At 72.5% G+C, this 23658-nt stretch carries 16 protein-coding genes; 6 read left to right on the forward strand and 10 right to left on the reverse strand.

Translation table 11 applies throughout. The features are described 5' to 3' along the window. Positions 1-7: 7 nt before the first annotated feature. The 4 genes from IE263_RS33640 to IE263_RS33655 all read right to left on the reverse strand — a co-directional run bounded on the left by IE263_RS33640 (position 8) and on the right by IE263_RS33655 (position 3312). Positions 8-682 (reverse strand): GltB/FmdC/FwdC-like GXGXG domain-containing protein, encoded by a 675-nt coding sequence (locus IE263_RS33640; protein WP_189941701.1) that lies wholly within the window; start codon positions 680-682, stop codon positions 8-10. Beyond that, a complete protein-coding gene (locus tag IE263_RS33645) occupies positions 670-1545 on the reverse strand; it encodes a class II glutamine amidotransferase domain-containing protein (protein ID WP_189941703.1) in 876 nt (291 codons plus the stop codon). Before IE263_RS33645 ends, IE263_RS33640 begins: the two co-directional genes overlap by 13 nt. A 22-nt stretch (positions 1546-1567) precedes the next feature. Next, positions 1568-2896 carry a type III glutamate--ammonia ligase gene (gene glnT, locus IE263_RS33650; RefSeq protein ID WP_189941704.1) on the reverse strand — a complete coding sequence of 443 codons (1329 nt, stop codon included), beginning with the start codon at positions 2894-2896 and terminating at the stop codon, positions 1568-1570. A gap of 218 nt (positions 2897-3114) precedes the next feature. Further along, positions 3115-3312 carry a GntR family transcriptional regulator gene (locus IE263_RS33655; protein ID WP_229911312.1) on the reverse strand — a complete coding sequence of 66 codons (198 nt, stop codon included), beginning with the start codon at positions 3310-3312 and terminating at the stop codon, positions 3115-3117. Positions 3313-3395: 83 nt separating this feature from the next. On the opposite strand from IE263_RS33655, the gene IE263_RS33660 reads away from it, so the two are divergent. The 3 genes from IE263_RS33660 to IE263_RS33670 are packed head-to-tail and all read left to right on the forward strand — an operon-like array spanning position 3396 to position 6134. Beyond that, positions 3396-4880 carry an aldehyde dehydrogenase gene (locus tag IE263_RS33660; protein WP_189941705.1) on the forward strand — a complete coding sequence of 495 codons (1485 nt, stop codon included), beginning with the start codon at positions 3396-3398 and terminating at the stop codon, positions 4878-4880. 1 nt (position 4881) lies between these two features. Continuing rightward, a complete protein-coding gene (locus IE263_RS33665; protein ID WP_189941706.1) occupies positions 4882-5094 on the forward strand; it encodes a tautomerase family protein in 213 nt (70 codons plus the stop codon). Then, entirely contained in the window at positions 5091-6134 is a 1044-nt protein-coding gene (locus IE263_RS33670) for an LLM class flavin-dependent oxidoreductase (protein ID WP_189941707.1), read from the forward strand. Before IE263_RS33665 ends, IE263_RS33670 begins: the two co-directional genes overlap by 4 nt. A 450-nt stretch (positions 6135-6584) precedes the next feature. Here the strand turns inward: IE263_RS33670 and IE263_RS33675 are convergent, their stop codons facing one another. Beyond that, a complete protein-coding gene (locus tag IE263_RS33675; protein ID WP_189941708.1) occupies positions 6585-6740 on the reverse strand; it encodes a hypothetical protein in 156 nt (51 codons plus the stop codon). Between the two features lie 234 nt (positions 6741-6974). Between IE263_RS33675 and IE263_RS33680 the strand changes: the two genes are divergently transcribed. The 3 genes from IE263_RS33680 to IE263_RS33690 all read left to right on the forward strand — a co-directional run bounded on the left by IE263_RS33680 (position 6975) and on the right by IE263_RS33690 (position 10778). Beyond that, on the forward strand, positions 6975-7592 hold the full coding sequence (locus IE263_RS33680) for a TetR/AcrR family transcriptional regulator (RefSeq protein WP_189941709.1): 618 nt from the start codon (positions 6975-6977) through the stop codon (positions 7590-7592). Positions 7593-7689: 97 nt separating this feature from the next. Beyond that, positions 7690-8415: an ABC transporter ATP-binding protein gene (locus tag IE263_RS33685; RefSeq protein WP_189941711.1), complete on the forward strand. Its 726-nt coding sequence runs from the start codon at positions 7690-7692 to the stop codon at positions 8413-8415. Further along, positions 8412-10778 carry an ABC transporter permease gene (locus IE263_RS33690; protein ID WP_229911313.1) on the forward strand — a complete coding sequence of 789 codons (2367 nt, stop codon included), beginning with the start codon at positions 8412-8414 and terminating at the stop codon, positions 10776-10778. The genes IE263_RS33685 and IE263_RS33690 overlap by 4 nt, the downstream gene beginning before the upstream one ends. 99 nt (positions 10779-10877) lie before the next feature. On the opposite strand, the gene redH is transcribed toward IE263_RS33690, so the two are convergent. Genes redH through IE263_RS33720 form a run of 5 tightly spaced genes read right to left on the reverse strand, consistent with a single transcriptional unit; the run spans position 10878 to position 23656 of the window. Further along, a complete protein-coding gene (redH, locus tag IE263_RS33695; protein ID WP_189941713.1) occupies positions 10878-13568 on the reverse strand; it encodes an undecylprodigiosin ligase RedH in 2691 nt (896 codons plus the stop codon). A 20-nt stretch (positions 13569-13588) separates the two neighbouring features. Beyond that, a complete protein-coding gene (locus IE263_RS33700) occupies positions 13589-14674 on the reverse strand; it encodes an SAM-dependent methyltransferase (RefSeq protein ID WP_189941715.1) in 1086 nt (361 codons plus the stop codon). Next, positions 14662-15516 (reverse strand): thioesterase II family protein, encoded by an 855-nt coding sequence (locus IE263_RS33705; protein WP_189941717.1) that lies wholly within the window; start codon positions 15514-15516, stop codon positions 14662-14664. The genes IE263_RS33700 and IE263_RS33705 overlap by 13 nt, the downstream gene beginning before the upstream one ends. After that, positions 15503-16627, reverse strand: a complete 1125-nt coding sequence (locus IE263_RS33710) for an NAD-dependent epimerase/dehydratase family protein (protein WP_189941719.1) — start codon at positions 16625-16627, stop codon at positions 15503-15505. The genes IE263_RS33705 and IE263_RS33710 overlap by 14 nt, the downstream gene beginning before the upstream one ends. A 3-nt stretch (positions 16628-16630) precedes the next feature. Further along, positions 16631-23656, reverse strand: coding sequence for a type I polyketide synthase (locus IE263_RS33720; protein ID WP_229911314.1), 7026 nt, complete (start codon positions 23654-23656; stop codon positions 16631-16633). Positions 23657-23658 lie beyond the last annotated feature (2 nt).

Consider the following 23658-nt stretch of genomic DNA (forward strand, 5'->3'; position numbering starts at 1 on the left):
AACTCCTCTAGTACGCGGTCGTGTTGTCGACCTTGAAGTGGTACAGCTGCCGGGCCGAGCCGTAGCGGCGGAAGTCGGCGGGGTCCTCGTCCCGCTCGGCCGCCTTGAGCAGCTCGGCGAGTTCGGCGAGGTGTTCGTCCCGCATCTCCTTCTCGACGCAGTCGGCGCCGAGGGACTTGACCGTGCCCCTGACGTAGATGCGGGCCTCGTACAGCGAGTCCCCCAGCGCGTCGCCCGCGTCGCCGCACACCACCAGGCGCCCGGCCTGCCCCATGAAGGCGCTCATGTGGCCGACGCTGCCGCCGACGACGATGTCCACGCCCTTCATGGAGATCCCGCAGCGCGCGGAGGCGTCCCCGTCGATGACGAGCAGGCCGCCGTGGGCGGTGGCACCGGCGGACTGGGAGGCGTTGCCGCGCACCCGGACCGTGCCGGACATCATGTTCTCGGCCACCCCGGTGCCCGCGTTGCCGTGCACCGTGACCGTGGCGTGCTGGTTCATGCCGGCGCAGTAATAGCCGACGTGGCCCTCGACGTCGACGGTGTGGTCCTCGCGGATCCCGCAGGCCACGGCGTGTGCGCCGCGCGGGTTGCGGACCCGCCACGAGGTGGCGGCCGTGGAGTGCAGGGCCTGGTTGAGCGCGCGGACCGGGCTCTCGGCCAGGTCGATCAGCGTCGCCATACGTACACCTCTTCCGGCTCGGGTTCGAAGATGCGGGCGTGCTCGATGCCCGGCAGGACGTCCAGTGCCCGGTACTCGGAGGCCATCGCCACCCATGCGGCCGTCTCTGCGACCAGGGCGGGCTTGCAGGCGATCGCGTCGCGGACGACCGCGAAGGAGTCGCCGGTGGACACGAGGAGCGTGTAGAAGCCGTCGAACCGCTCGCACAGCAGCCGCAGCGCCTTCTCCAGGTCGGCGCCCTGCTCCAGTTGGTGCGCGATGAAGCGGGCGCCGACCTCGGAGTCGTTCTCGCTGTCGAACTCGACGCCCCGGGCGCGCAGTTCACGGCGGATGGTGGCGTGGTTGGCGAAGGAGCCGTTGTGCACCAGGCACTGGCCGGGGCCGACGGAGAAGGGGTGCGCGCCCTCGGGGGTGACGGCGGACTCGGTGGCCATCCGGGTGTGGCCGACGCCCTGCCAGCCGGTGACACCGGCGAGCCCGAAGGACTCGGCCAACCGCACTGGATTTCCGGTGCCTTTGAGTACGGCCATGTCCGTGCCGGAGCCGATGACGGTGGCGTGGGGCAGCGCGGCCGGGACGGCTGCGAGCAGATCGGCGATGGAAAGATCCGCGTGCACGACTGTGGTGGCGTCGGCCGCGACGGCCACGGCGCCGGGCAGCGCGACCTCCGCCTCGGCCGGCGTGACCCCGAGCAGCGAGACGACGGCACGTCCCGGCGGGGACAGGCGCGGGTCGCCGTAGACCGCGACCCCCGCCGAGTCCGGGCCGCGTTCGACGACCTGCCCCAGCATCGCGGTCAGCAGCGCGCCGAGCCGGGGTTCGAGGGAGGGCTCGCGCAGGTGGAGCCCCACGATTCCGCACATCTCAAGTCCCTTCGGAAGGCGGTCAGAAGGCGGTCAGATAGCGGTCGAGCTCCCAGGGGCCGACTGTGGCGTGCCAGTCGAAGAACTCCTCGCGCTTGAGGTCGGCGAAGTACCGGCTCACCCCGGTCCCGGCCGCGTCCAGCGCGCCGCTGATCACGTCGTCCGCCTGGAGGGCCTCGACGGCGTGCAGCAGGGTGGGCGGGAGTTCCGGGCCCTTGCCGGCCGCGCCGGGCTCGCCCGGGTCGAGGCCGCGTTCGATGCCGTCCAGGCCCGCGGCGAGGGCGGCGGCAGCGGCGAGGTAGGGGTTGGCGGCGCCGTCGCCGCCCCGCAGCTCGATGCGGTGGCCGTCGGGAACGCGGACGAAGTGGGTGCGGTCGTTGCCGCCGTAGCCCGCCATGCGCGGCGACCAGGTGGCACCCGAGCGGGTCGAAACGGCGCCGGTGCGCTTGTAGGAGTTGACCGTGGGCGCGATGACGGCCTGGAGCGCACGCGCGTGTTCGACGATCCCGGCGACGAAGGAGTAGGCGAGCGAGGACAGACCGAGTCCGCGCCCGTCGGTGGCGTCGGGGAAGGCGGGTTCGTCGCCCCGCCACAGCGACATGTGCAGGTGCATGCCGGTGCCGGTGCGGTCGGTGAACGGCTTCGGCATGAACGTGGCCGTCATGCCGCGCTGTTCGGCCAGCACCGACACCAGGTACCGCATGGTGATGACCCGGTCGGCGGTGGTGAGGGCGTCGGCGTGCTGGAAGTTCTGCTCGAACTGGCCGTTGCCGTCCTCGTGGTCGTTGGCGTAGTTGCCCCAGCCGAGGGAGTTCATGGCGCTGGAGACGGCGGTGAGGTGGTCGTACATCCGGGTCAGGCCGCGCGCGTCGTAACAAGGCTGCGGCGCGGTGTCCTTGGCGTCGGCGACGCTGAGCACGCCGTGCTCGTCCCGGTTGACCAGGAAGTACTCGACCTCCGCGCCCACGGCCAGGGAGAGTCCCTGGGCCGCGGCCCGCTCCAGCAGCCTGCGCAGGATGACGCGGGGCGCGTAGGGCCAGGGTTCGCCCTCCACGTACGGGTCGCAGTGGACGAGGGCGAGACCGGGCTTGATGAAGGGGAGGGGTGTGTACGAGGAGGCGTCCGGCCGTGCGATGACGTCGGGGTCGCTGGGCTGCTGGCCGAGCGCGCCGGCCGCGTATCCGGCGAACCCGACGCCCTCGTTACGGAGTTCCTCGACGGCCTGGGCCGGGACGAGCTTGGCGCACGGCTTGCCGGTCAGGTCGACGAAGACGGCCAGCACGAACTCGATGCCGTCGGCCCGGACCAGCTCGGCGAGATCGGGGGCGTCCGCTGCTTGGTCGGTCGTCATGGGGCCTCCCTGGTCGGGATAGATGTCTACTGTGATGAATCGTCGTTGCATATGAGTAGACACACTTGGGGTTACGGAGGGATTTCAGCGGTGGAAGGTCCCCGTAAGCCGAAGGGCCGGGCACCGCCTCCCGAAGAGGCGGAACCCGGCCCGGTTCTGATCCCCCATCAGGAGATGACGGAGGAGGACGGCTCGTCGGCAGCCGGTCGGATCGGATATCAGGAACCTGCCGTGCCGAACCTCTCGTTCGAACCGCCGATGGGCAGCCCCGCCATCAGCGCACGTCGGCTGGCCCTGACGTGCTCACGCATCACGTGCTCGGCACTGTCGCCGTCCTTCTCCAGGATCAGCTCCAGGACGAGGTGGTGCTTACGGTCCGACTGCAGGGCAGTTCCCGACTGCCGTGCGGAGGTCATCCCCCAGGCACGTCACATGCTGCCCGTCGAGCGCCCCGAGGCGTTCGTCGACTCCCTCACCACCTTCATCGGAGAGTGCGCACATGTCTGACCTCACCACGTTGCAGCACTTCATCGGCGGGACGTGGGTCGAGCCCGCGTCGGGCGAGTACTTCGAGAGCACCAACCCGGCCACGCGCGAGGTCCTCTATCAGGCCGCGCGCGGGAACGCCGCCGACATCGAGAAAGCCGTGGCCGCCGCGAGGAAGGCGTTCGAGGACCCGCGCTGGCGCGACCTCAGCCAGACGCGGCGCGGACACCTGCTGCGGCGCCTGGGTGACCTGATCGCCGCGAACGCCGAAGACCTGGCCCGCATGGAGACGCAGGACAACGGCAAACTGCTGCGCGAGATGCGCGGGCAGCTGGCCACCTTGCCGGAGTATTACTACTACGCCGGGCTGGCCGACAAGATCCACGGAGACTTCATCCCCACCTCCGACCGACAAGTACTCAACTACACGGCCCGGGAGCCCCTCGGCGTGGTCGGAGCGATCACGCCCTGGAACTCTCCACTGACGCTGACCAGCAGCAAACTGGCGCCCGCGCTCTGCGCCGGCAACACCGTCGTGATCAAGCCCTCGGAATACACCTCGGCCACGGTGCTCAGGCTCGCCGAGCTGGCGCTCGAGGCGGGCTTCCCGCCGGGTGCGGTGAACGTGGTCACCGGGTTCGGCGCCGAGGCCGGTCAGGCCCTGGTCGACCACCGCGACCTCGCGAAGATCTCCTTCACCGGCAGCACCGCCACCGGGGCGCGCATCGCGGCCGCGACGGCGAGCCGTTTCATCGGCTCCACGCTCGAACTCGGCGGCAAGTCGCCCAACATCGTGTTCGAGGACGCGAACATCCCGAACGCAGCGATGGGCGTCGTCGCCGGCATCTTCGCCGCCGCCGGACAGACCTGCATCGCCGGCAGCCGGGTGTTCGCGCACAGATCCGTCTACGACGAGCTTCTCGAGCGAGTCACGGAACGCGCCCGGACCATCGTCATCGGCGACCCCCTGGACGAGAAGACCGAGCTCGGCCCGCTGGCCTTCGAAGGCCAGCGCGACAAGGTGGCCGGGTACGTCGACCTCGGACGTGACGAAGGCGCCCGGGTACTGATCGGTGGGCGGGCCACCGACGGCGGCCTCGGCGGCTGGTTCTACGAGCCGACCGTCCTCGTGGACGTCGACAACAGCATGCGCGTCGTACGCGAGGAGATCTTCGGCCCCGTCGTGGCGATCATGCCGTTCGACACCGAGGACGAGGTCGTACGTCTGGCGAACGACACCGACTACGGACTCGCGGCCGGCGTGTGGACGACGAACCTCGCACGGGCGCACCGGATGGCGGCGCGCCTGGATGCCGGGACCGTGTGGGTCAACACGTACCGGGCCATGTCCCCGATGTCACCGCGCCAGGGCTTCAAGACCAGCGGCGTGGGCGTCGAGCACGGCACGGAGACGATCAAGGAGTACACGCGGCTCAAGAGTGTCTGGATCAACACGAGCGAGGAGCCCGTGGCCGACCCGTTCACGATGCGGAGCTGACATGCCACAGGTCGCCATCACCCTCGCCGAGGGCCGCACCCCGGAGCAGATCCGGGACTTGATGCACGAAGTGCACGCCGCGGTCCTGCGCACCGTGAACACACGGCCCGAGTACATCCGGGTCGTCGTCCACGAGGTCCCCAGGACGCACTGGGCCACCGGTGACGTCACCCTCACCGAGATGGACGCCGCAGCAGACGAGGAGCAGCCATGAGGTTTTCGTTGTTCGTGCACATGGAGCGCTGGGACGAAGAGGTCAGCCACCGGCAGCTCTTCGAGAACCTCTCCGAGCTGGCCCTGATGGCCGAGTCCGGCGGGTTCGGCACCGTGTGGATCGGGGAGCACCACGCGATGGAGTACACGATCTCCCCCAGCCCGATGCCGCTGCTCGCCCACCTGGCCGCGAAGACCTCGACCATCCGCCTGGGCGCGGGGACCGTCATCGCCCCGTTCTGGCACCCGCTCAGGGTCGCCGGTGAATGCGCGCTGCTCGACGTCATCAGCAACGGCCGCATGGAGGTCGGACTCGCCCGGGGTGCCTACCAGTTCGAGTTCGACCGGCTGGCCGGCGGACTGCCGGCCGCCGACGGCGGAAAGCACCTGCGGGAGCTCGTGCCGGCCGTCCGGGCGCTCTGGCAGGGCGACTACGCCCACGACGGCGAGATCTGGCAGTTCCCGACATCGACCAGTGTGCCCAAGCCGGTGCAGCAGCCCACCCCGCCCATGTGGATCGCGGCTCGCGACCCCGCCTCCCACGACTTCGCGGTGGCACAGGGCTGCAACGTCATGGTCACCCCGTTGATGAAGGGCGACGAGGAAGTCGTCGACCTCAAGCGGAAGTTCGACACCGCGGTGGCGAACCATCCGGAGGTGCCGCGTCCCGACCTGATGGTGCTGCGGCACACGCATGTCCACTCCCCTGACGAGCCCGACGGCTGGCGCCCGGCCGCGGAGGCGATCAACCGCTTCTACCGAACCTTCGACGCCTGGTTCGGCAACAAGACCACCCCGCAGAACGGGTTCCTCCCGCCCAGCCCCGAGTCGAAGTTCGAAGGCCGGCCGGAGTTCCAGCCCGAGTCGCTGCGCAAGACCGCGATGATCGGCACCCCGGCTGAGGTCGTCGAGCGGCTGCGCTCCTACGAGGAACTCGGCGTCGACGAGTACAGCTTCTGGATCGACAACAGCATGTCGCACGAGGAGAAGCGCAAGTCCCTGGAGCTGTTCATCAAGGAAGTCATGCCGGCCTTCCAGTGAGCCGAGGCTGTCCGGCGAAGCCGACTTCGACCGCGAGATCCACCTCGTGGTGAACCAGCCTCTCGGCCCGCCGGTCCCGCACAGTCCGCGACTGGCCGGCCCATCACGCCGGCCGGGTCGAACTGCACCTCCTGCCGTCGTACTCGCCCCACTGAACCCCATTCCGAGTGCGTGGCGCACACAGTCACCGGCTCGCTGCCGATCACAACGCGGTGGTGCGCGGTCCCGTCGGTGGGAGAGATGGACAGCCGGATCAAGGGCAGGGGCAAGCAGACCTCGAGGACGGCGGCGCCCAGTCTCAACGCGGCCAGGGCGAGGAAGCCGACGCGGTAGGCGGAGGAACCCGCCGCACCGGCCGAATCGCCGAGGCCGGCCGACAGGGGTGCCGGCCAGGGCGACGCGAAGGCGCCGGCCGTCTGCCGCTGCATGCCAGGGGCTGGTGGACCATGATCACGAGGTCGGAGGCAGTGCCATCGGGCTCGACGATCGCGTTCCTCGGCGTCGCAGTTCGATGCCCTCACTGCCGCTCAGGCCCGCGAGCACGGCGAACCCCACGAGGGTTTCGCCGTCCACGGCGACGACCCGCTCCTGATCGGGATCGGCCAAGGCGCGGGCGTGCCAGGCGGGCCCGGTCTCGCCCAGCCACGTCGAGGTATCCGGTTCGCTCCCGAACCGGGGGGAGTCTCCGCACTGCGGCCGACCACGCAGCGCATTCGAACGCTGCCTCAACGTAGCAGCGACGGGCTTCCGCGTGGTACGTTTTGGGCGATCGACCAGGGCGATCGTCCAAATTGATGTTCCGGCGATGCCCGAGACGGGGACGCATGCCCAGGAGCAGCCATGGCCACCACTGATTCCACGACACGGGGCGAGCAGACCCGGGCGCGCCTGTTCGACGCCGCGGTGCAGCTCATCGCCGAAGAGGGGTGGGGGGCGGTCACCACGCGGAAGATCGCCGACCGCGCGGGCGTGCGGGCCGGAGTGGTGCACTACCACTTCGCCACCGTCACCGACCTGCTCGTCGACGCCGCCCTCGACGCCACACGGCGGGAGCTGGGCAGAGGGCTGGAACTGCTGCGCGAGGCGGAGGACGTCTCCACGGGCCTGCGGCATGTCCTGCGGGCGGTCGCGGAGTACGCCGCTGACGAGCCGATGACGGCGCTGCTCAGCGAGACGCTGCTGGCCGCTCGCCGCATCGGGCGGCTGCGGGAGGAGCTGTCCGCGCTGCTGCGGGAGCTGCGCGCGGTCACGGCTCAGTGGCTGCGCTCCCAGGGCTGTGCCGAGGAACCGGAGGCCACGGCGATCGTGCTGCTCGCCGCACTCGACGGTCTGATGCTGCACCTCCTGCTCGACCCGGACCTGCCCGCCGCGTCGCTGGCCGGGCCGCTCGCGCGACTGGCAGGTCAGGCCGAACCGCAGGCGCCGTCCACCGGCACCGTCGGCACCGCCGACGCGTGATCCGCTCTCCCGACGGCACCCCACCGGCGGGACGGCACGCGGCCCGCCCTCCGATCCGCTCGTTCTTTGAGCCCTTCGAGCCCTTCGAGGAGAATCCATGACACAGACGGGGGCACCGCGCGGCGGCCTACGGCTGCGTGGCGTGACGAAGACCTACGGCACGGGCGAGGCGGCGCTGACCGCGCTCCGGGACGTCGACCTCGACGTCGAGCCCGGTGAGATGGTGGTCGTCCTCGGCCCCAGCGGCTCGGGCAAGACCACGCTGCTCAATGTGATCGGTGGCATCGAGACCGCCGACCGCGGCGAGATCCGCGTCGCCGGGGAGGAGCTCACCGGCCGCCCGCCGCGCGAGCTCGTGGGCTTCCGCCGGGACCGGATCGGTTTCGTGTTCCAGTTCTTCAACCTCGTCCCTACGCTCACCGCGCGGGAGAACGTCGAGGCACTGGTCGAACTCACCGGGCGCGGCGACCGCCGCCGGGTGCCCGAGCTGCTGGAGGCAGTCGGGCTCGGCGACCGCATGCACCACTTCCCCGCCCAGCTCTCCGGAGGCCAGCAGCAACGGGTGTCCATCGCGCGCGCCCTGGCCACCGACCCGGACCTGCTGCTGGCCGACGAGCCCACCGGCGCCCTCGACCAGGCCACCGGACGGCAGGTACTGCAGCTGCTGCAGGAGACCAACCGGCGGGGCCGCGGGGTGCTCATGGTGACCCACAACGCCTCGGTCGCCGCCATCGCCCACCGCGTGGTCACCATGCGGGACGGCGGCATCCACTCCATGGAGCACAACGCGGCGCCCGCCGACGCCGTCTCCGTGGGCTGGTGAGCGGCGTGCCCGGCATCCTGTTCACGAAGACCCTGCGCGACCTGCGCCGCAGGCTTGCGCAGTTCGCCGCGATCGCGGTCACCGTGCTGGTCGGCGTCCTGCTGTTCGTCTCCAGCTACGAGGCCTACCGCAACCTCGCCACGTCCTACGACCGCACCTACGACCGCCTGCACTTCGCCGACCTGACGGCGACCGGCGGCGCCCCGGAACAGACAGCGGCCGCAGCCCGCGGCACCGACGGCGTCACGACGGTCACCACGCGCACGCAGCAGGACCTCCCCCTGCGCATCGGCGCCGACAAGCTGCTCGGCCGCGTGACGGGGATGCCGGTCGGCTCGCAACCCGCTGTCAACCGCGTCGACGTCATTCGAGGGCGTGGTCTGTCCGCGAGCGCACCGGACGGCGTCCTGGTCGAGAAGCACGCCGCGGACACCTTCGGCCTCGCGCCCGGCGACCGCCTGCGGGCCTTCGACGGCACCCGCTGGCACACCCTGATCGTGCGGGGGGTCGCGGTGTCCCCCGAGTACCTGTGGCCCGCCCGCAACCGGCAGGAGGTGCTCGCCGACCCGCACTCGTTCGCGGTCGTTTTCGCCCCCGAGCGAACGGCGCGCACCCTGGCGGGCTCTGACGCCGCCCCGCAGACGCTGGTGCGCCTGTCCGAGGAGGCCCGGGACTCCGGGGGCGCGGGCGCCGTCGCCGCGCGGCTGCGCGCGGCCGGGGCGTTCGACGTGGTCGAGCGGGCCGACCAGGCGTCCAACGCCACACTGCGCGAGGACCTCAAGGGCTTCGAGCAGCTCGCCCTGGGCTTCCCCGTGCTGTTCCTGGCAGCCGCGGCGATCGCTGCGTACGTCCTGATCACCCGGATGGTGCTCGCCGAACGGAAGGTGATCGCCACCTTCCTCGCCGCGGGCGCGCCACGGGGCGCCGTCGTGCGCCACTACCTCGGGCACGGCCTCGTCGCGGGGACGGCCGGAGCCGTCCTGGGTGTGGTCCTGGGGCTGTTCGCCACCTCCGCGGTGAGCCACGCCTACACCGATGCCCTCGGCATCCCCGACACCGTGGTGGAGCGCCGCCCGCTGGTCATGGTCGTGGGTCTGGTCTTCGGCCTCGTCGTGGGCGTCGCCGGCGGTCTGGCACCGGCCCTGTCGGCCTCGCGTACCGCGCCTGCCGAGGCCATGCGCGGGGACGGCGGCACCCTGAAGCCGCCGGGTCCGTGGAGCCGCGCGGTGGCGCGGGCCCGCGGGCTGCCCGTGGTGGGGCGCCTCGCTCTGCGGGAGCTCACCCGCAGTCGGCGGCGGACTCTGGCCACGATGACCGGCACGGTGCTGGCCCTTGTCCTCGTCCTCGCCTCGACCGGCATGATCACCAGCATGCGGTCGCTGATGAACACCCACTTCGGCGAGGTACAGCGGCAGGACGCCACCGTCACCGCGAGTCCGCGGGCGCCCGACCTGACGGCGAAGCTGCGCGACCTCCCGCGCGTGGCGGCGGTCGAACGGGTGACGACGGTCCCGGTCACCGCGTCGGCGGGAGAGCACTCCTACGCCACCTCGCTCAGCGGCTACCGGCCCGACACCCGGATGCACGGGTTCCGCACCGACGGCGGCGGAACCAGGGAGCTCCCCGCCGCCGGTGTCCTGGCGGGCAAGGCGCTCGCCGAGAAGCTGGAGGTGCGCGTCGGCGACACGCTGCGCATCCACACACCGGCCGGCCCGCCACGCAGCGTCCGTCTGGCGGGCCTGGTGGACGAGCCGATCGGCACCGCCCTGTACGGCACGCGGGACACCGTGGAGGCGCTCACCGGCGCGCCCGCCCAGATCTACCAGCTGGTCGTCGACGACGGCACCGGCACCGCCGGGCGGGACGAGGTGCGGTCGGCGGTCTCCCGCATCGACGGCGTGGTCGCCTATGCCGACAGCCAGGCGCTGCGGCACCAGGTCGACACCTATCTCAGCCTGTTCTGGATCTTCGTGGGGGTGATGCTCGTCTTCGGCGGCGTGCTGGCCCTGACCGTCATTTCCGTCACCATGACCGTCAACGTCGCCGAGCGGGCCTCGGAACTGGCCACGCTGCGGGCCGCCGGGGTGTCACTGCGCCGCATCGCAGGGATGCTGGCCACGGAGAACCTCACGGCCACCGTGCTGGCGGTGCCGCTCGGGCTGCTCGTCGGCGCGGCCGCGGCCTTTGAGTCGTTGCGGGCCTTCAACAGCGACATGTTCTCGCTGGAGCTGGACCTCGGCTGGCCCACGCTGCTGGCCGCCGCGCTGGCCATGCCGGCGGCCTCGCTGCTCTCCCAGATCCCGGCGGTGCGCATGGTGCGCAACCTGGATGTCGCCAAGGTCGTGCGGGAGCGGTCGCAGTAGGCAGGGCCGGTCCTGCGGTCCCGCCGGGCGGAACACACGGAGAGCCCCCGCCGCACGGCGGGGGCTCTCCGGTGCCGCGCCCCTTCCCGGGGCGGGGCCTCAGCCCTCGGCCACCTCGACGGTGCCGGCCGCGCCGTCGACCACCACCAGGTCGCCGGTGTTGACGACCTGGGTGGCGTGCCTGGTGTTCACCACCGACGGCACGTTGAACTCGCGGGCCACGATCGAGCTGTGCGAGAGCATCGATCCGACGTCGGTGACGACGCCGCCCGCGATGGCGAACAGCGGCGTCCACGACGCGTCCGTGTACCGGGTGACAAGGATCTCCCCCGGCTGGAACTCATCGGCCTGCCACACCAGGTCCTCGACCACGCGGGCCCGGCCGACGACACGCCCCGGGCTGGCGCCCAGGCCCGTCAGGCGGGCCCCGGCGGCCACGGGAGGGACGGCCGCGGTGACGTCGTACTCCCCGATGAACGCCAGCGGCGGCTCAGGCAGTCGCCTGTGGTGGTCGTGCAGCCGCCGCGCCGTGTCGATCCGGCCCCGGTCGAACACCTCCGTCTCGCCGCCGGCCGAGGCCAGGTAACGCCGTACGTCCTCGAAGTCCAGGTAGGCGACCTCGTCCAGGGAGTGCAGCACGCCTGCCTGCACCAGGCGCCGGCCCACCTCGTAGACCACGTTCCTGATCAGCCAGATGGTGGTGATCATCGACATGCGGGTGGTCTCGCGGAGCTCGCTGCAGAGCCGGTACAGCCCGATGACCGTCTCCAGCGCCTTCCGCTTCGGCAACGGAAGCCGCTGGAGCACCTGGCCGGAGGTGTCGTGGTAGCCGCTGCTGCGCCGCAGGATGTCCTCGATGGAGAAGCCGTCGGCGCTGTACCGCCGGATCATCTGGAAGACGTACGACGGGTCGTCGATCCACCGCGGGTGGGTGAGCTCCATCTCCTGGTGGCCGCGCGTGCCGTTGGCCCGCAGGAACGGCTCCATGTGCCGGTCCCAGAACTCGCGGCCCTCGGCGTCGTCGCGCAGCGCTCGCTCGATCCGCTCCAGCGGTTCGTCGTTGATGATCCGCAGCACGTGGGGAGCGTCCTTGGCGGCCTGGGCCACGGCCCAGATCTCCTTGGCCGACTCCACGGTACGCAGCGAGGACATGTCCGTCTTGATGCGGTTCTGCAGGTTGTGGCCCTCGTCACCGAGCCACTTCGCGCACAGTTCGGTCAGCACCCCGTAGAAGCCGAAGGCGTTGATGTAGTACGGCATGTAGCCCACGTGCGCGTCGTGGAAACAGCCCAGGTAGCGGTCGAGTTCGGCCCGCAGTTCGCGCCTGCTCATGCGGGTCGGGTCCAGTCGCCTCGCGCGGTCGAACTCGTACAGGCGCGAGCGGACCATCCGCTGCGCCCGCGCCTTCAGATCGGCGACCTCGCGCGCCGTGTGCCGCAGCCAGAAGACCGTCGACCGGGTGCCTTCGAGACCGGCGGGGAAGGTGCCGAACGGGTTGCGGTAGCGGGTGAGGTCCACCTCCTCGCTGACGAAGCGGCCGGTGAAGCGACGCTGGTCGCGGGTGGGCGGGCACTGACCCAGCAGGTGGGCACCGTAGGAGATGTTGAGGTACACGTGCCCCTGCAGGTACCCCATGTGCCGGTCCGCGTCGCCGGTGTCGCGGACACCGAGCGCGGCGGCGCAGTCCCGGTGGACGTGCTGCTGGTAGTGGCGGGCGAAGCTGAGCCCCAGTGGTGTCATCAGCCCGACGAAGATCTCGCCGATGTCCATGCGCGACCAGAGGGTGCCCGTGCGGATCTCCTCCGGCTGCTCGGTGACGTAGGGGCTGCCCGCGGTCCCGGCGGCTCCGTCCGCGGCGGGCCGTGCGGTCGTGATGGGGCGGGTCTGCAGGAGGTGGAAGGCGCCGTCCCGCAGGGCCCACTCGACGTCCTGCTCGCAGCCGTAGTGGTCGCGGACCCGTACGGCGATGCCCGCGAGCTCGCCCAGCTGTCCCCGGCTCAGGCAGGGCACGTCGCGGGCGGCCGCGTCCACCTTGGTCAGGCCGATCCTCCCCGGCTCCAGCGGCGCGCACTTGGTGACCTTGTAACGGACGCGCTCCTCGGTCACCTCCAGGGAACGGTCGTCCACGACGAAGAAGTCGCTGGACACACGGCCCGAGACCAGCCCCTCCCCCAGGCCCTGGCAGGCCTCCACGACGATCCGGTGCGCCCGGCCACCGACCGGGTCGACGGTGAACAGGACGCCGCTGACGTCGGCGTGGACCATCTCCTGTACGACGACGGCGATGGATCCGGGTGTGCCGTCACCGGCGCGGTAGGCGGCGGCACGGTCGGACCACAGGGAGGCCCAGCAGTGCCGTACCGCGTCGAGCAGGCCGTCGTCCCCGCAGACGTCGAGGACGGTGTCGTGCTGCCCGGCGAAGGACTGCGTGCCGGAGTCCTCCCGCACGGCGGACGAGCGGACCGCCACACGCGGACGGCCCATCTCCGCGTACGCCGCGACGACCGCGTCGGCGACGGGCTGCGGGATCTCGGTCGCCAGCACCGCCTCCCGGGCCGTACGGGCGTCGGCGTCCCGGACCTTCTCCGCGAGCCCGGTGTCACGCAGGAAGCCGTCGAACATCTCGGTGGTGAGGCAGAAGGCGGGCGGAACCGGCAGCCCCGCCCGGAGCATCTCGTCCAGCCGCGCGGCCTTGCCGCCCAGGGCGGAGGGGGCCGCCCGGTGCGGTGCGCCGAGGACGACGACGTGCTCCGGGTGGCGAGCCGGCGCCGTCGGATCGGTGGTGTTCATGGTCGCTGTCTCCTCGGCGGTCAGGCCGGCACGCCGGCACGGGTTCCGGTGAAGGCGTGAAACGGTGCGCCCGGCAGGAGCCGGTCCGCGCGGACGTCGCGGAATCCGGCGGTCTCCAACTGCCGGGCGAGTTCGTCAGGGTGGGGCAGCGGACCGCCGAAGTCGGCGTACTCGAACCAGAGGTTGAGGGCCTCCAGTCCGCTGTTCCCGCTCCGGCACGAGGTGGTCAGCAGCAGCATCCCGCCCGGCGCCAGCAGCGCGCGGGCGCGGCGCAGCGCCGACACCCGCTCGTCGTGGGGGAAGTAGTAGATGTTGTTGTGCAGGGTCACGAGGTCGAACTGTGGCTGCACGTCGAGCGTGCGCAGGTCGCCCTGGCGGACCTCGACCCGGTCGGTCAGGCCCCACTCGGCCACGTTCCGGGCGGCCTGGTCGGCGACGTCCGGCTGGAGGTCGACGGCGAGCGCCGACAGACGCGGGTTGAGCCGCGCCGCGTACCGCACGTGGACGCCGCTGCCGCAGCCGACCTCCAGCAGGCGGACGGCCCGGGAGGTGTCGAGGGTCCGGGCGACGGCCCGCTCGACGAGCGGCCGCACCACGCGGCTGGAGCGGGCGATGACCGTGCCGTCCTGGTCGGCGAGGGAGAGACGCCTGCCCTCGCGCAGCATCCGGGGACCGTCGAGGAGCACCGGCACATGGAAACGCAGGACCTCTTCGAGGGCTGCGGCGACGGTGTCGTAGCGCGTCTGTGCGAGCGCCTTGGCCGCCCGGCTCCTGAGCCGGTAGCGGCCGTCGCTTCGGCCGAGGTCGCCCAGGGTGACGCCCATCTCCAGCCAGGTGCGCAGCCGGGGCGTGTCCCGCTCGCCGATCTGGAGGGCCTCCGCGAGGCTGCCGGGGTCGCAGGGGCGCTCGGCGAGCCGGCGCAGGATGCCGGAGCCCGCCGCCGAGGACAGGAAGGCCGCGCGGTAGACCGGTTCCACGAAGCCCTTGGACAGGGCCAGCAGCAGCGGCATGCGCGGGGTGCCGAGGATCCTGGTCGCGGTGAGCAGGTCGGTGACGGGTTTCCCGGTGCGCCGGGTGACGTTCTTGGCCAGACTCAGCAGGTCCATGATCGGTTCCTTGGGGAGGGAGAGGCGGGCGCAGCGGTGTCCGTCGCGCCGCGCACGCGGCCGAGTTCGCGGCGCAGCTCGCGCAGCAGCCGGGAGCGCGGGGCGCCACCGTTGAGGAAGAAGTGGCCGCCCGTCAGGTGACGGTGGAGGAAGGAGCTCGTGGTGTACGCCCGCCACGCCTCGACCTGGCCGAACGACGCGATGGGGTCGTCGGCGGCGGAGAAGGCCGTCATCGGGCATCCCAGCGGCCGGCGGGGCCGCCACCGGTAGGTGTCGCAGGCGTGCAGGTCGGCCCGCAGCACCGGGAGCCGGCGGGCCAGGTAGGCGACGCCCACCTCGTGGCCGGCGCCCAGGCCGCCGAGGTCGCTGACGAGCCGGTGCAGTTCGGCGTCGGGCAGGGTGTGGTCGGAGCGGTCGCCGTACAGGTGAGGTGCCCGGCTGCCGGAGACGAAGAGGTGCAGTGGCTCGGTCCGGCCGAGGTCGCGCAACTCGCAGGCCACCTCGTAGGCGAGGAGCGCGCCCATGCTGTGGCCGAACAGGACGTAGTCGCGGGCCAGTCGGTGCTCGAGGAGGGCGGCGGCGAGGTCGCGGGCCAGCGGGGCGAGGTCGGTGTAGGGCTCCTCGCGGAGCCTGAGACCGCGGCCCGGCAGCAGGACGGGCACCACGCCGACGCCGTCGCCGAGTTCCTCCTGCCAGCCGCGGTAGACCGACGGGGTGCCGCCGGCGTGGGGCAGGCACACCAGGCGCAGTGCGGCGTCCGCGCCTGGTGTGGCGTCTCCTGCCACCCGGGGGAACCAGAGGGACTGCTCCGCCCGCCGGCGCGCGAGGTCAGCAGGTGACATGGCGGCGCCCCTCTGGAGAGTTCAGCCAGGCGACGGTGCGGCGCACGCCCTCCTCGAAGTCCACCTCGCTCTTGAAGCCGAAGTCCTGCTGGGCACGGTCGATCGGGTAGGACTGGTCGCGGTCGAAGAGGTGCACGGCGTGCCGGGTGAGGACGGGCCGGGACCGGATGTTCAGTGCGCTGTAGAGCTTCTCGGAGACGGTCGCGACGGCGGTGGCCACCGGCGTGGGCAGGTTCAGGCGCGGCGGCTCGGCGCCCAGGCCGTCGGCGAGCGCGGCCACGTACCGGCGCCAGGTGGTGGGGTCGGGATCGCGCAGGTTGTAGGCCCGGCCGGCCGTCCGTTCCGAAGTCGCCGCGCAGATCATGGCGTCGACGGCGTTGCCGACGTAGAGCAGCCCGGCGGGGACCTCTCCGCCGCGGATGTGGACCATCTGCTTCCGCAGCAGCAGGTGGGCGATCTCGATCACGAAGTCCTTGCTGCCGGGTCCGTACACCGACGCCGGGCGTACGACGGTGACCGGCACGCCGGTGCGGCGGGCCGCTTCGCCGACAGCGCGCTCGCCGAGCACCTTGCTGCGGTTGTACGGCAGGCCGATGTCCTTGGGCGGCGTGGTCTCGTCGCAGGGCCGCTTCGGGTAGCCGTAGACGTCGGTGGTGCTGACGTGCAGCACCCGCTCGACGGTGCCGGCGTGGTGGGCCGCCTCCACGAGGGTGCGCGGCCCGTCGATGTTGGCCGCGCGGAAGTCCTCCCACGGGCCCCAGTCGGCGGACCTGCCCGCGCAGTTGTACACGTGCCGGACGCCGGCCGTGGCGCGGCGCAGGCTCTCGGCGTCGTCCAGGGAGCCGACGGCGACGTCGGCCGCCGCGCCCTCGAACGCGGCCCGGTCGCTGCCGGGCCGGACCAGGACGCGCACGCGGTGGCCGCGTTCGGCGAGGCGGCGGGTCAGGTGTCCGCCGATGAAGCCGCCGGCGCCGGTGACCAGGACGTCGCAGGTGTCCTGGGACGGGCCGGTGGCGTGGGACGGGCGGGTGTCGTGGGACGGGCCGGTGTCGTGGGACGGGCCGGTGTCGGGGACCGAGTGGGGGGTGGGGTGGTCGGTGGTCTCAGCCATGGGTCACACCAGAAGGTCGAGGGAGCGTTCGAGGTCGGCTTCGCTGTGGTCGACGTTGATGAAGAACCGCAGGCGGCTCCGGTCGCGCGGCACTGCGGGATAGCCGATCGGCATGACGTTGACGCCCTGCTCCAGCAGGGAGTTGGACAGCGCCATGGTCTGCTGCCAGTCGCCGGTGATGACCGGGACGACCGCGGAGGCACGCGACACGCCGATGTCGAGCCCTCGTGACCTGGCCTGCGTGCGGAAGAACTCGGACAGTTCCCGGAGCCTGGCCACCCGCTCGGGTTCGTCCCTGATGACCCGGAGGGCCTCCAGGGCCGCCGCCGTGTTCGCCGGTGAGATGCCGGTGCTGAAGATGTGCAGCGGAGCGGTGTACTTGAGGTACTCGATGACGGGCCCGCGCGCGGCGATGTAGCCGCCGAGGCTGCCGATCGCCTTGCTGAGTGTGCCCATCCACAGGTCCACGTCGTCGGGCGCGGTGCCGAAGTGCTCCCCGATGCCGCGGCCGGTGCCGCCGAGGACGCCGACGGAGTGTGCCTCGTCGATCATCAGCATCGCTCCGTGACGCCGCTTGACCTCGACGAAGCGGGGCAGGTCGGGGATGTCGCCGTCCTGGCTGTAGGCGCCCTCGATGACGACGAGCGCGCGGCGGTGCCGGGCGCGGACCGAGCCGAGGATCCGGTCCAGGGCCTCCCAGTCGTTGTGCGGGAAGGGCCGGCGCCGGGCGCCGGCGAGGATGCAGCCGCGCACCGTGCTGTCGTGGATCCACTCGTCGTGCACGATGAGGTCCTCGGGCCCGAAGAGATGGCCCACCGTGGCCACGTTGGTGGCGTGGCCGCCGGCGAACACGATCGCCGCGGCGGTGCCGAGGAACGACGCGATCTCGGCCTCCAGCTCATGATGCAGCGGGGTCTCGCCGAACAGCAGCGGCGTCGCCGAACTCGACGTTCCGTAGCGGTCGATGGCCTCCTTCGCCGCCTGCCGTACCCGCGGATGGCAGGAGAGTCCGAGGTAGTTGAAGGCGGCGAAGTTGACGACACTGCGGCCGTTCACCGTGGCGTGACCCGTGTTGAAGCCCTCGTGGACGCGGCCGTAGGGGTTGTCGCCGGTGGTGCCGACCTGCCGCAGCCGCGCCCGGTGTTCCGCGTACTCCTCCCACTCCTCGATCGCGTACTGCGGGGTCACGGACGGGGTGTGCGGCGCCGGGAGGGCGGCGTACGGGTCGGGCGGGGTGGGCCAGGGGATACGCACACGCCCGTCGGCTCCCGTGCCGACGAGTCCGTCGATCACGTCCTGCACCGTGGGGTCCTCCGGCAGTCCGTTCAGCAGCCGCTCCGCCTGCAGCGGGAAGCGGGCCGCGATGCGCCGTTGGAGGTCGGTCCGCATCAGCGAGTCGAGTCCCAGGTCGGTGCTGAGCCGGGCGTGCGGCGGGATCTGCTCGACGGAGAAGCCACACACTCGGGCGACGTCCTCCACCACGGCCCGGTGCGCCTCGGAGAGCGGGACGGCTCCCGGCCGCGGCACGCCATGGACACTGCCCGGCATGGGGGCGGGCACGAAGTACGGCGGGATGGGCAGGGGGTGCCCGGGCCGCACTCCGCCGGGCGGGGCGTAAGGCACTGTGGCAGGTTCGTGCGCGGTGAGATGCCCGTACGCGACCGGGGGCGCGCCGTTCTTCGTCGGCGCCGAGGGCGGGGGTGGCGCGGCGCCGTTCCCGGACGGCACGGCCTGCGGCGCGTACGCTCCGGCGGACTGTGGCCCACTGGGAGCCGGCGTCGCGCCCGAGCCGGTGGCTGCCCGCGTCGCGCCGGTGTCGGCCGCTGACCCGGTCGCCGTCGTCGCGGTTCCCGCCTTGTCCGGTGCGCACCAGTACCGTTCACGTTCGAAGACGGCGTGGGGCACGGACACGCGCTCGATCGACCGGTGCCGGTCGAGGGCGGCCCAGTCCACCTCGCCGCCCGCGCAGTGCAGTTGGGCCAGAGCCCGTTGCAGCGTCTCCCACGCGCCGCTCCCGCGGCGGAGCGAGGGCAACCACAAAGGAGCGCGGCCCGTACCGCCTGAGTCGCCTGCGCCGTCGGCCGCCATGCCACGGCCCAGGCCGAGCAGGGTGGGATGCGGACCGACCTCGACGAAGGCGTCGCAGCCCATCCGTCGCAGGGCGGCGAACCCGTCGGCGAACCTCACGGTGCCGAGCATGTGCTCGACCCAGTAGTCGGGGCCGACACGGTCGACCGGCGCCCCGGTGGCATCGGAGATCCAGGGGATTCGCGGGGCATGGAACGGGATGCCGCGGGCCGCCTCCAGCAGCGGTGCCGCCGCCCCGGCCATCAGTTTGGAGTGGAAGGCGTGGGAGACGGCCAGGGGCCGCACGGTGATGTCCCGTTCCGCCAGGATGCCGCGCAGCGACTGGATCTCCTCGGCGGCGCCGGACAGGACCAGGTGGTGCGGGGTGTTGACCGCGGCCACCGCCACCGAGGCGAACCCGGCGGCCGTGGAGCGGATGACGTCCGCGTCCCCGACGCACGCGATCATCGCGCCGTCGCCCGGCTGCTCGTCCATGTGCCGGCCGCGTTCGGCGGCCAGCGTCAGCGCGTCCTCCAGGGACAGCACGCCCGCCACGCAGGCCGCGCCGAGCGCGCCCACACTGTGCCCGAGCAGCGCGGCGGGGCGCACGCCGAGCGACATCCAGAGCTCGGCGAGGGCGACGTCCAGTGCGACCAGGGCCGGCTGGCAGTACCGGGTGCGCCGGAGCCGCCCGCCTCCCCCCTCGTCGAACATGAGGTCGAGGACAGACGTGCCGAGCAGCGGGCGCAGCGCGGCGTCGGCGCGGTCGAGGGTGGCGGCGAACCCGGGGTTCCCCTCGTACAGCTCCCGGCCCATCCCCGCGTACTGGGTCCCCTGGCCGCTGAACAGGAACGCCGTCGTGGGCGCCCGTCCGCCGACGACGTGCCCGCGCACGACGGCCGTGGACGGCTCGGCACCGATCAACGCCTCGAGTGCGGCGTCGAGTTCGTCGGCCGTGCCGACGGTGAGCGCTGCCCGGTGGGGCAGGTGAGCCCGGCCGGTGTTGGCCGCGTGGCACAGGCTCGCCAGCGGCGTGTCCCGGTGCGCGGCGACGTGGACGCGGTACTGCCGGGCCAGTGTGGTGAGGGCCGTCGGGGTGTGCGCGGAGAGGCACAGGGTGTGGGCCGGGCGTGCGGTGGTCACGGCCTGTCCCTCGCGTACGGCGGGTGGGGGCGCAGCTTCGAGGACCAGGTGGGCGTTGGCACCGCCGAAGCCGAAGGAACTGACGCCGGCACGCGCGGTGGTGCCGACGGGCAGGTCGCTGCACCGGGTGGGAACGGCCAGCCCCGCGCCGTCCCAGTCCAGACGCCGGTTGGGTGTCGTCAGGTGCAGCAGCGGCGGCACCCGGCGGTGCCGCACGACGAGCGCGGCCTTGATCAGACCGGCGATGCCCGCGGCCGCCTCGAGGTGGCCGATGTTGGTCTTCACCGAGCCCACGAGGCACGGTTCGCCCTCGGCGCGGCCCCGGCCGTAGGTCTCCGCGAGCGCCTCCCACTCGACGGGGTCGCCGAGGGCGGTTCCCGTGCCGTGGGCCTCCACGTAGCCGATGTCGCCCGCGGCGAGTCCCGCCCGGTCCAGGGCGGTGGACATGACGGAGCGCTGGGCCGCCCCCCTCGGCGCGGTCAGGCCGTTGCCGCGCCCGCCATGGCCGACGGCGGATCCCCTGATCACGGCGTACACGCGATCGCCGTCGGCCAGTGCGGCGGAGAGTGGCTTCAGGAACACCAGGCCCGCGCCCTCGCCGCGAACATAGCCGTCCGCGGCGTCGTCGAAGGTGCGGCAGCGGCCGCCCGCTCCGAGCATTCGGCCGTCGGCGAAGGCCACCGTGAGACCGGGCGCGAGCATCAGGTTCACCCCGCCGGCGAGCGCCGTACGGCACTCGCCGGAGCGCAGGCTCCGGCAGGCCATGTGGACGGCGACGAGCGACGAGGAGCAGGCCGTGTCCACGGCGAGGCTGGGCCCGCGCAGGTCGAGGACGTACGACAGCCGGTTGGCGGCGACCGCCTGGGCGTTGCCGGTCGCCGTGTAGAGGTCGACCGCCTCCAGGTGCGGCAGTTGCAGCTGGGCGTAGTCGTGGCTGCTGACACCGACGAAGACGCCGGTGTCGGTGCCGGCCAGCGCGGTGGGCGCGATGCCGACGTCCTCGAGGGTCTGCCACGCGGTTTCCAGCAGCAGCCGCTGCTGCGGATCCATCCGTTCCGCCTCGCGGGCCGTGATGCCGAAGAAGCGGGCGTCGAACTCGTCCACACGGTCGAGGAATCCACCGTACGGCGGCGCGTCCACCGCCTCCGGGTCCCAGCGGTCGCGGGGCACCTCCCCGACGGCGTCGCGGCCGTCGAGCAGGAGCCGCCAGAAGCTGTCGACGTCCGGTGCGCCGGGGAAGCGGCAGCCCATGCCGACGATCGCGATCGGCTCCTCGGCCGACGGGCGGGCCCTGTCCGCCGCGCCGGGGTACGGTGCCGCGGCCTGGGACGCCCGCGCGGCCGAGGGCGCCTGTCCGGCCGAGGACGCCGGTGCGGCCGAGGACGCCGGTGCGGCCGGGGACGCCGGTGCGGCGTCGGCACCGAGCCGGGCGGCGAGTTCCCTGACCGAGGGGTGGTCGAAGACCAGGCCCGCACCGAGCGGGGTGCCGAGCCAGTCGCCTAGTTCGCCGACGACCGCCACCGCCTGCTTGGAGTCGAGCCCCAGGGACGCGAACGGCTGGGTGGGGTCGACGGCCACGGCGGGCAGACCGAGCCGGGCGGCGATCCGCTCGGTCAGCCAGGTCTCGATCTCGGCTCCGCCGGGTGCCGTCCGGCCCTGCCCGGTGCCGCAGCCGTCACCGAGGTGGGAGTCGATGAGGGTGACGAGGGTGTCGCTGTGCGGGCGGACCAACAGCTCACCGACGGGGACCTGAACGCCGAGCCGCCGCTCCAGATGGTCAACGACGTCCAGGAGACGGGGGTAGTCGAGCCCGAGTCCGGCGAAACCCCCTTCGGCGAGGGACGGTTCCGGGCCTGGGCACCGGTCCGTCGCGGACTCGGCCAGGGCCCGGCGGACCATGTCCGTCACCCGTGCCCGGCGTTCGGTGGGCGGGAGGTGGCCAAGTGCCGCCCGGTCGGGGAGGGCTCCGTGGTCCGCCGTCGGCGGACCCGCGTCCTGGACGACGCTGGCCGCCACGACCGTCATCTCCAGGTCGAGGAAGGCCTGGCGCGCCGCCTGGCGCTGGATCTTGCCGCTGGTGGTCTTCGGCACGGTGGACCGCTTGACCAGCGCGATGGTGTGCGGCGCGACCTGGTGCTCCTCGGCGACGGCGGTGCGCAGCCGGGCCAGGACGGCCACCGGGTCGTCGGCGCCGGGGCCGCCGAGTTCGCAGACGAGCGCGAGCTGCTCGCCGTCCGCCGTCGGCACGCCGAACGCGGCCCCGGTGCCTGGGCGTACGGCCTCGGTGGCCCGTTCCGCGGTGAGCTCGATGTCGTGCGGGTGGACATTGCGGCCCTGCACGATGACGACGTCCTTGGCCCGGCCGGCGACATACAGTTCGCCGTCCCTCTGGAAACCCAGGTCGCCGCTGCGCAGCCAGGCGGTGCCGGGCTCGCCGTCGATGCGGGCGCCGAACGTCTCGGCGTCGGCTTCGGGGCGGCCCCAGTAGCCGCGTGCCACGCCCGGGCCGCTGATCCAGATCTCGCCGAGGGAGTCGCCGGTGACGCGCCGCCGGGTGGCGGTGTCGACGACGGCCACCTCGACGGCGGGCACAGCGGTGCCACAGCCGACGATCCGCGTCGTGCGGGCGGTGCCCGGACCCGCGTCCCGGGCGGCACCCGACTCCAGGGCCGCGGCGTCCAGCATCCTGACGACGGGCTCCCGGTGCGGGTCGGCCCCGGTGACCATCAGTGTCGCCTCGGCCAGCCCGTAGCACGGCAGCAGGGCCGCGCGGTCGAATCCCGCCGGTGCGAAGTAGTCGGCGAAGCGCTCCAGGGTGTCGGCGCGCACCGGCTCCGCACCGTTCAGGGCCAGCCGCCAGTGCCGCAGGTCCAGGGTGTCGCGCTGCTCGGGGGTGATCCGGCGCAGGCACAGTTCGAAACCGAAGTTCGGCGCCACGCTCGTCGAGGCCCCGGTGCGCGACAGTGTCTCGAGCCACGTCAGGGGGCGCCGCACGAACGTCGCGGGCGCCATGAGGTGCGCGGTGAAGCCGCCGTAGAGCGGGGTCAGGATGCCGCCGATCAGCCCCATGTCGTGGTAGGGCGGCAGCCAGGACACCATCTGCGCGTGCCCGTCGTGCCCGAGCCGCAGATGGATGGAGCGGAGGTTGGCGACGAGGTTGTCGTTGCCGATCACGACGCCCTTGGGCGTCGCGGTCGAGCCGGAGGTGTACTGGAGGAACGCCGGTGTGTCGCCGGTGGCGCCGGGCTCCTCCCACGCCTCCGCCTCGGCGGTGTCCACCTCCTCCGTGACGACCCATCGCAGCCGGTCGAGGCCGGCCGCGGCCAGTTCGTCCGCCCTGCCGAGCGCGGCCTCGTGGACGGCGCGGGTGGTCAGGGCATGGGTGGCGCCCGAGTCCCGGGCGATGGCAGCCAGCCGCGGCATGGTCTGGCCGAACCGCGCGCTGTCCGGCGGGTACGCGGGAACGGCCACGGCCCCCACGTACAGGCAGCCGAAGAAGGCGGCGAGGTAGTCGAGCCCCGGCGGGTGGAGCAGCAGCACCGGCTTGCCGCCGAGGTTCTCGCGCAGCAGGCGTACGGCCACGGCGCGCGCCCGCTGGTCCAGTTCGCGGTAGGTCCATGCCTCGCCCGTGCCGTCCGCGCCGGTCAGGAAGCGGTAGGCGTCCGCCTGCGGGGTGAGGTCGAGGCGCCGCCGCAGCAGGCCGGCGACGGTCCGCGGTTCTTCTCCTTGCCAGTGCGTTGCGATGTGCCGGTGCGTCTCGAGGTTCCGGTGCGTCTCGAGGTGCCGGTGCGTCTCGTCGATCGGGCCTGGGCTCACCATCG

The organism is Streptomyces aurantiogriseus, from assembly GCF_014649375.1.
GTDB lineage: Bacteria > Actinomycetota > Actinomycetes > Streptomycetales > Streptomycetaceae > Streptomyces > Streptomyces aurantiogriseus.

What these genes read in the sequence shown, in the direction of transcription:
- IE263_RS33660 (WP_189941705.1), top strand. Translation starts at nt 3,396, where the DNA reads ATGTCTGACCTCACCACGTTGCAGCACTTCATCGGCGGGACGTGGGTC.
- IE263_RS33720 (WP_229911314.1), bottom strand. Translation starts at nt 23,656, where the DNA reads ATGGTGAGCCCAGGCCCGATCGACGAGACGCACCGGCACCTCGAGACG.
- IE263_RS33710 (WP_189941719.1), bottom strand. Translation starts at nt 16,627, where the DNA reads ATGGCTGAGACCACCGACCACCCCACCCCCCACTCGGTCCCCGACACC.
- IE263_RS33640 (WP_189941701.1), bottom strand. Translation starts at nt 682, where the DNA reads ATGGCGACGCTGATCGACCTGGCCGAGAGCCCGGTCCGCGCGCTCAAC.
- IE263_RS33685 (WP_189941711.1), top strand. Translation starts at nt 7,690, where the DNA reads ATGACACAGACGGGGGCACCGCGCGGCGGCCTACGGCTGCGTGGCGTG.
- IE263_RS33670 (WP_189941707.1), top strand. Translation starts at nt 5,091, where the DNA reads ATGAGGTTTTCGTTGTTCGTGCACATGGAGCGCTGGGACGAAGAGGTC.
- IE263_RS33645 (WP_189941703.1), bottom strand. Translation starts at nt 1,545, where the DNA reads ATGTGCGGAATCGTGGGGCTCCACCTGCGCGAGCCCTCCCTCGAACCC.
- IE263_RS33705 (WP_189941717.1), bottom strand. Translation starts at nt 15,516, where the DNA reads ATGTCACCTGCTGACCTCGCGCGCCGGCGGGCGGAGCAGTCCCTCTGG.
- IE263_RS33680 (WP_189941709.1), top strand. Translation starts at nt 6,975, where the DNA reads ATGGCCACCACTGATTCCACGACACGGGGCGAGCAGACCCGGGCGCGC.
- IE263_RS33655 (WP_229911312.1), bottom strand. Translation starts at nt 3,312, where the DNA reads ATGACCTCCGCACGGCAGTCGGGAACTGCCCTGCAGTCGGACCGTAAG.
- glnT (WP_189941704.1), bottom strand. Translation starts at nt 2,896, where the DNA reads ATGACGACCGACCAAGCAGCGGACGCCCCCGATCTCGCCGAGCTGGTC.
- IE263_RS33665 (WP_189941706.1), top strand. Translation starts at nt 4,882, where the DNA reads ATGCCACAGGTCGCCATCACCCTCGCCGAGGGCCGCACCCCGGAGCAG.
- redH (WP_189941713.1), bottom strand. Translation starts at nt 13,568, where the DNA reads ATGAACACCACCGATCCGACGGCGCCGGCTCGCCACCCGGAGCACGTC.
- IE263_RS33700 (WP_189941715.1), bottom strand. Translation starts at nt 14,674, where the DNA reads ATGGACCTGCTGAGTCTGGCCAAGAACGTCACCCGGCGCACCGGGAAA.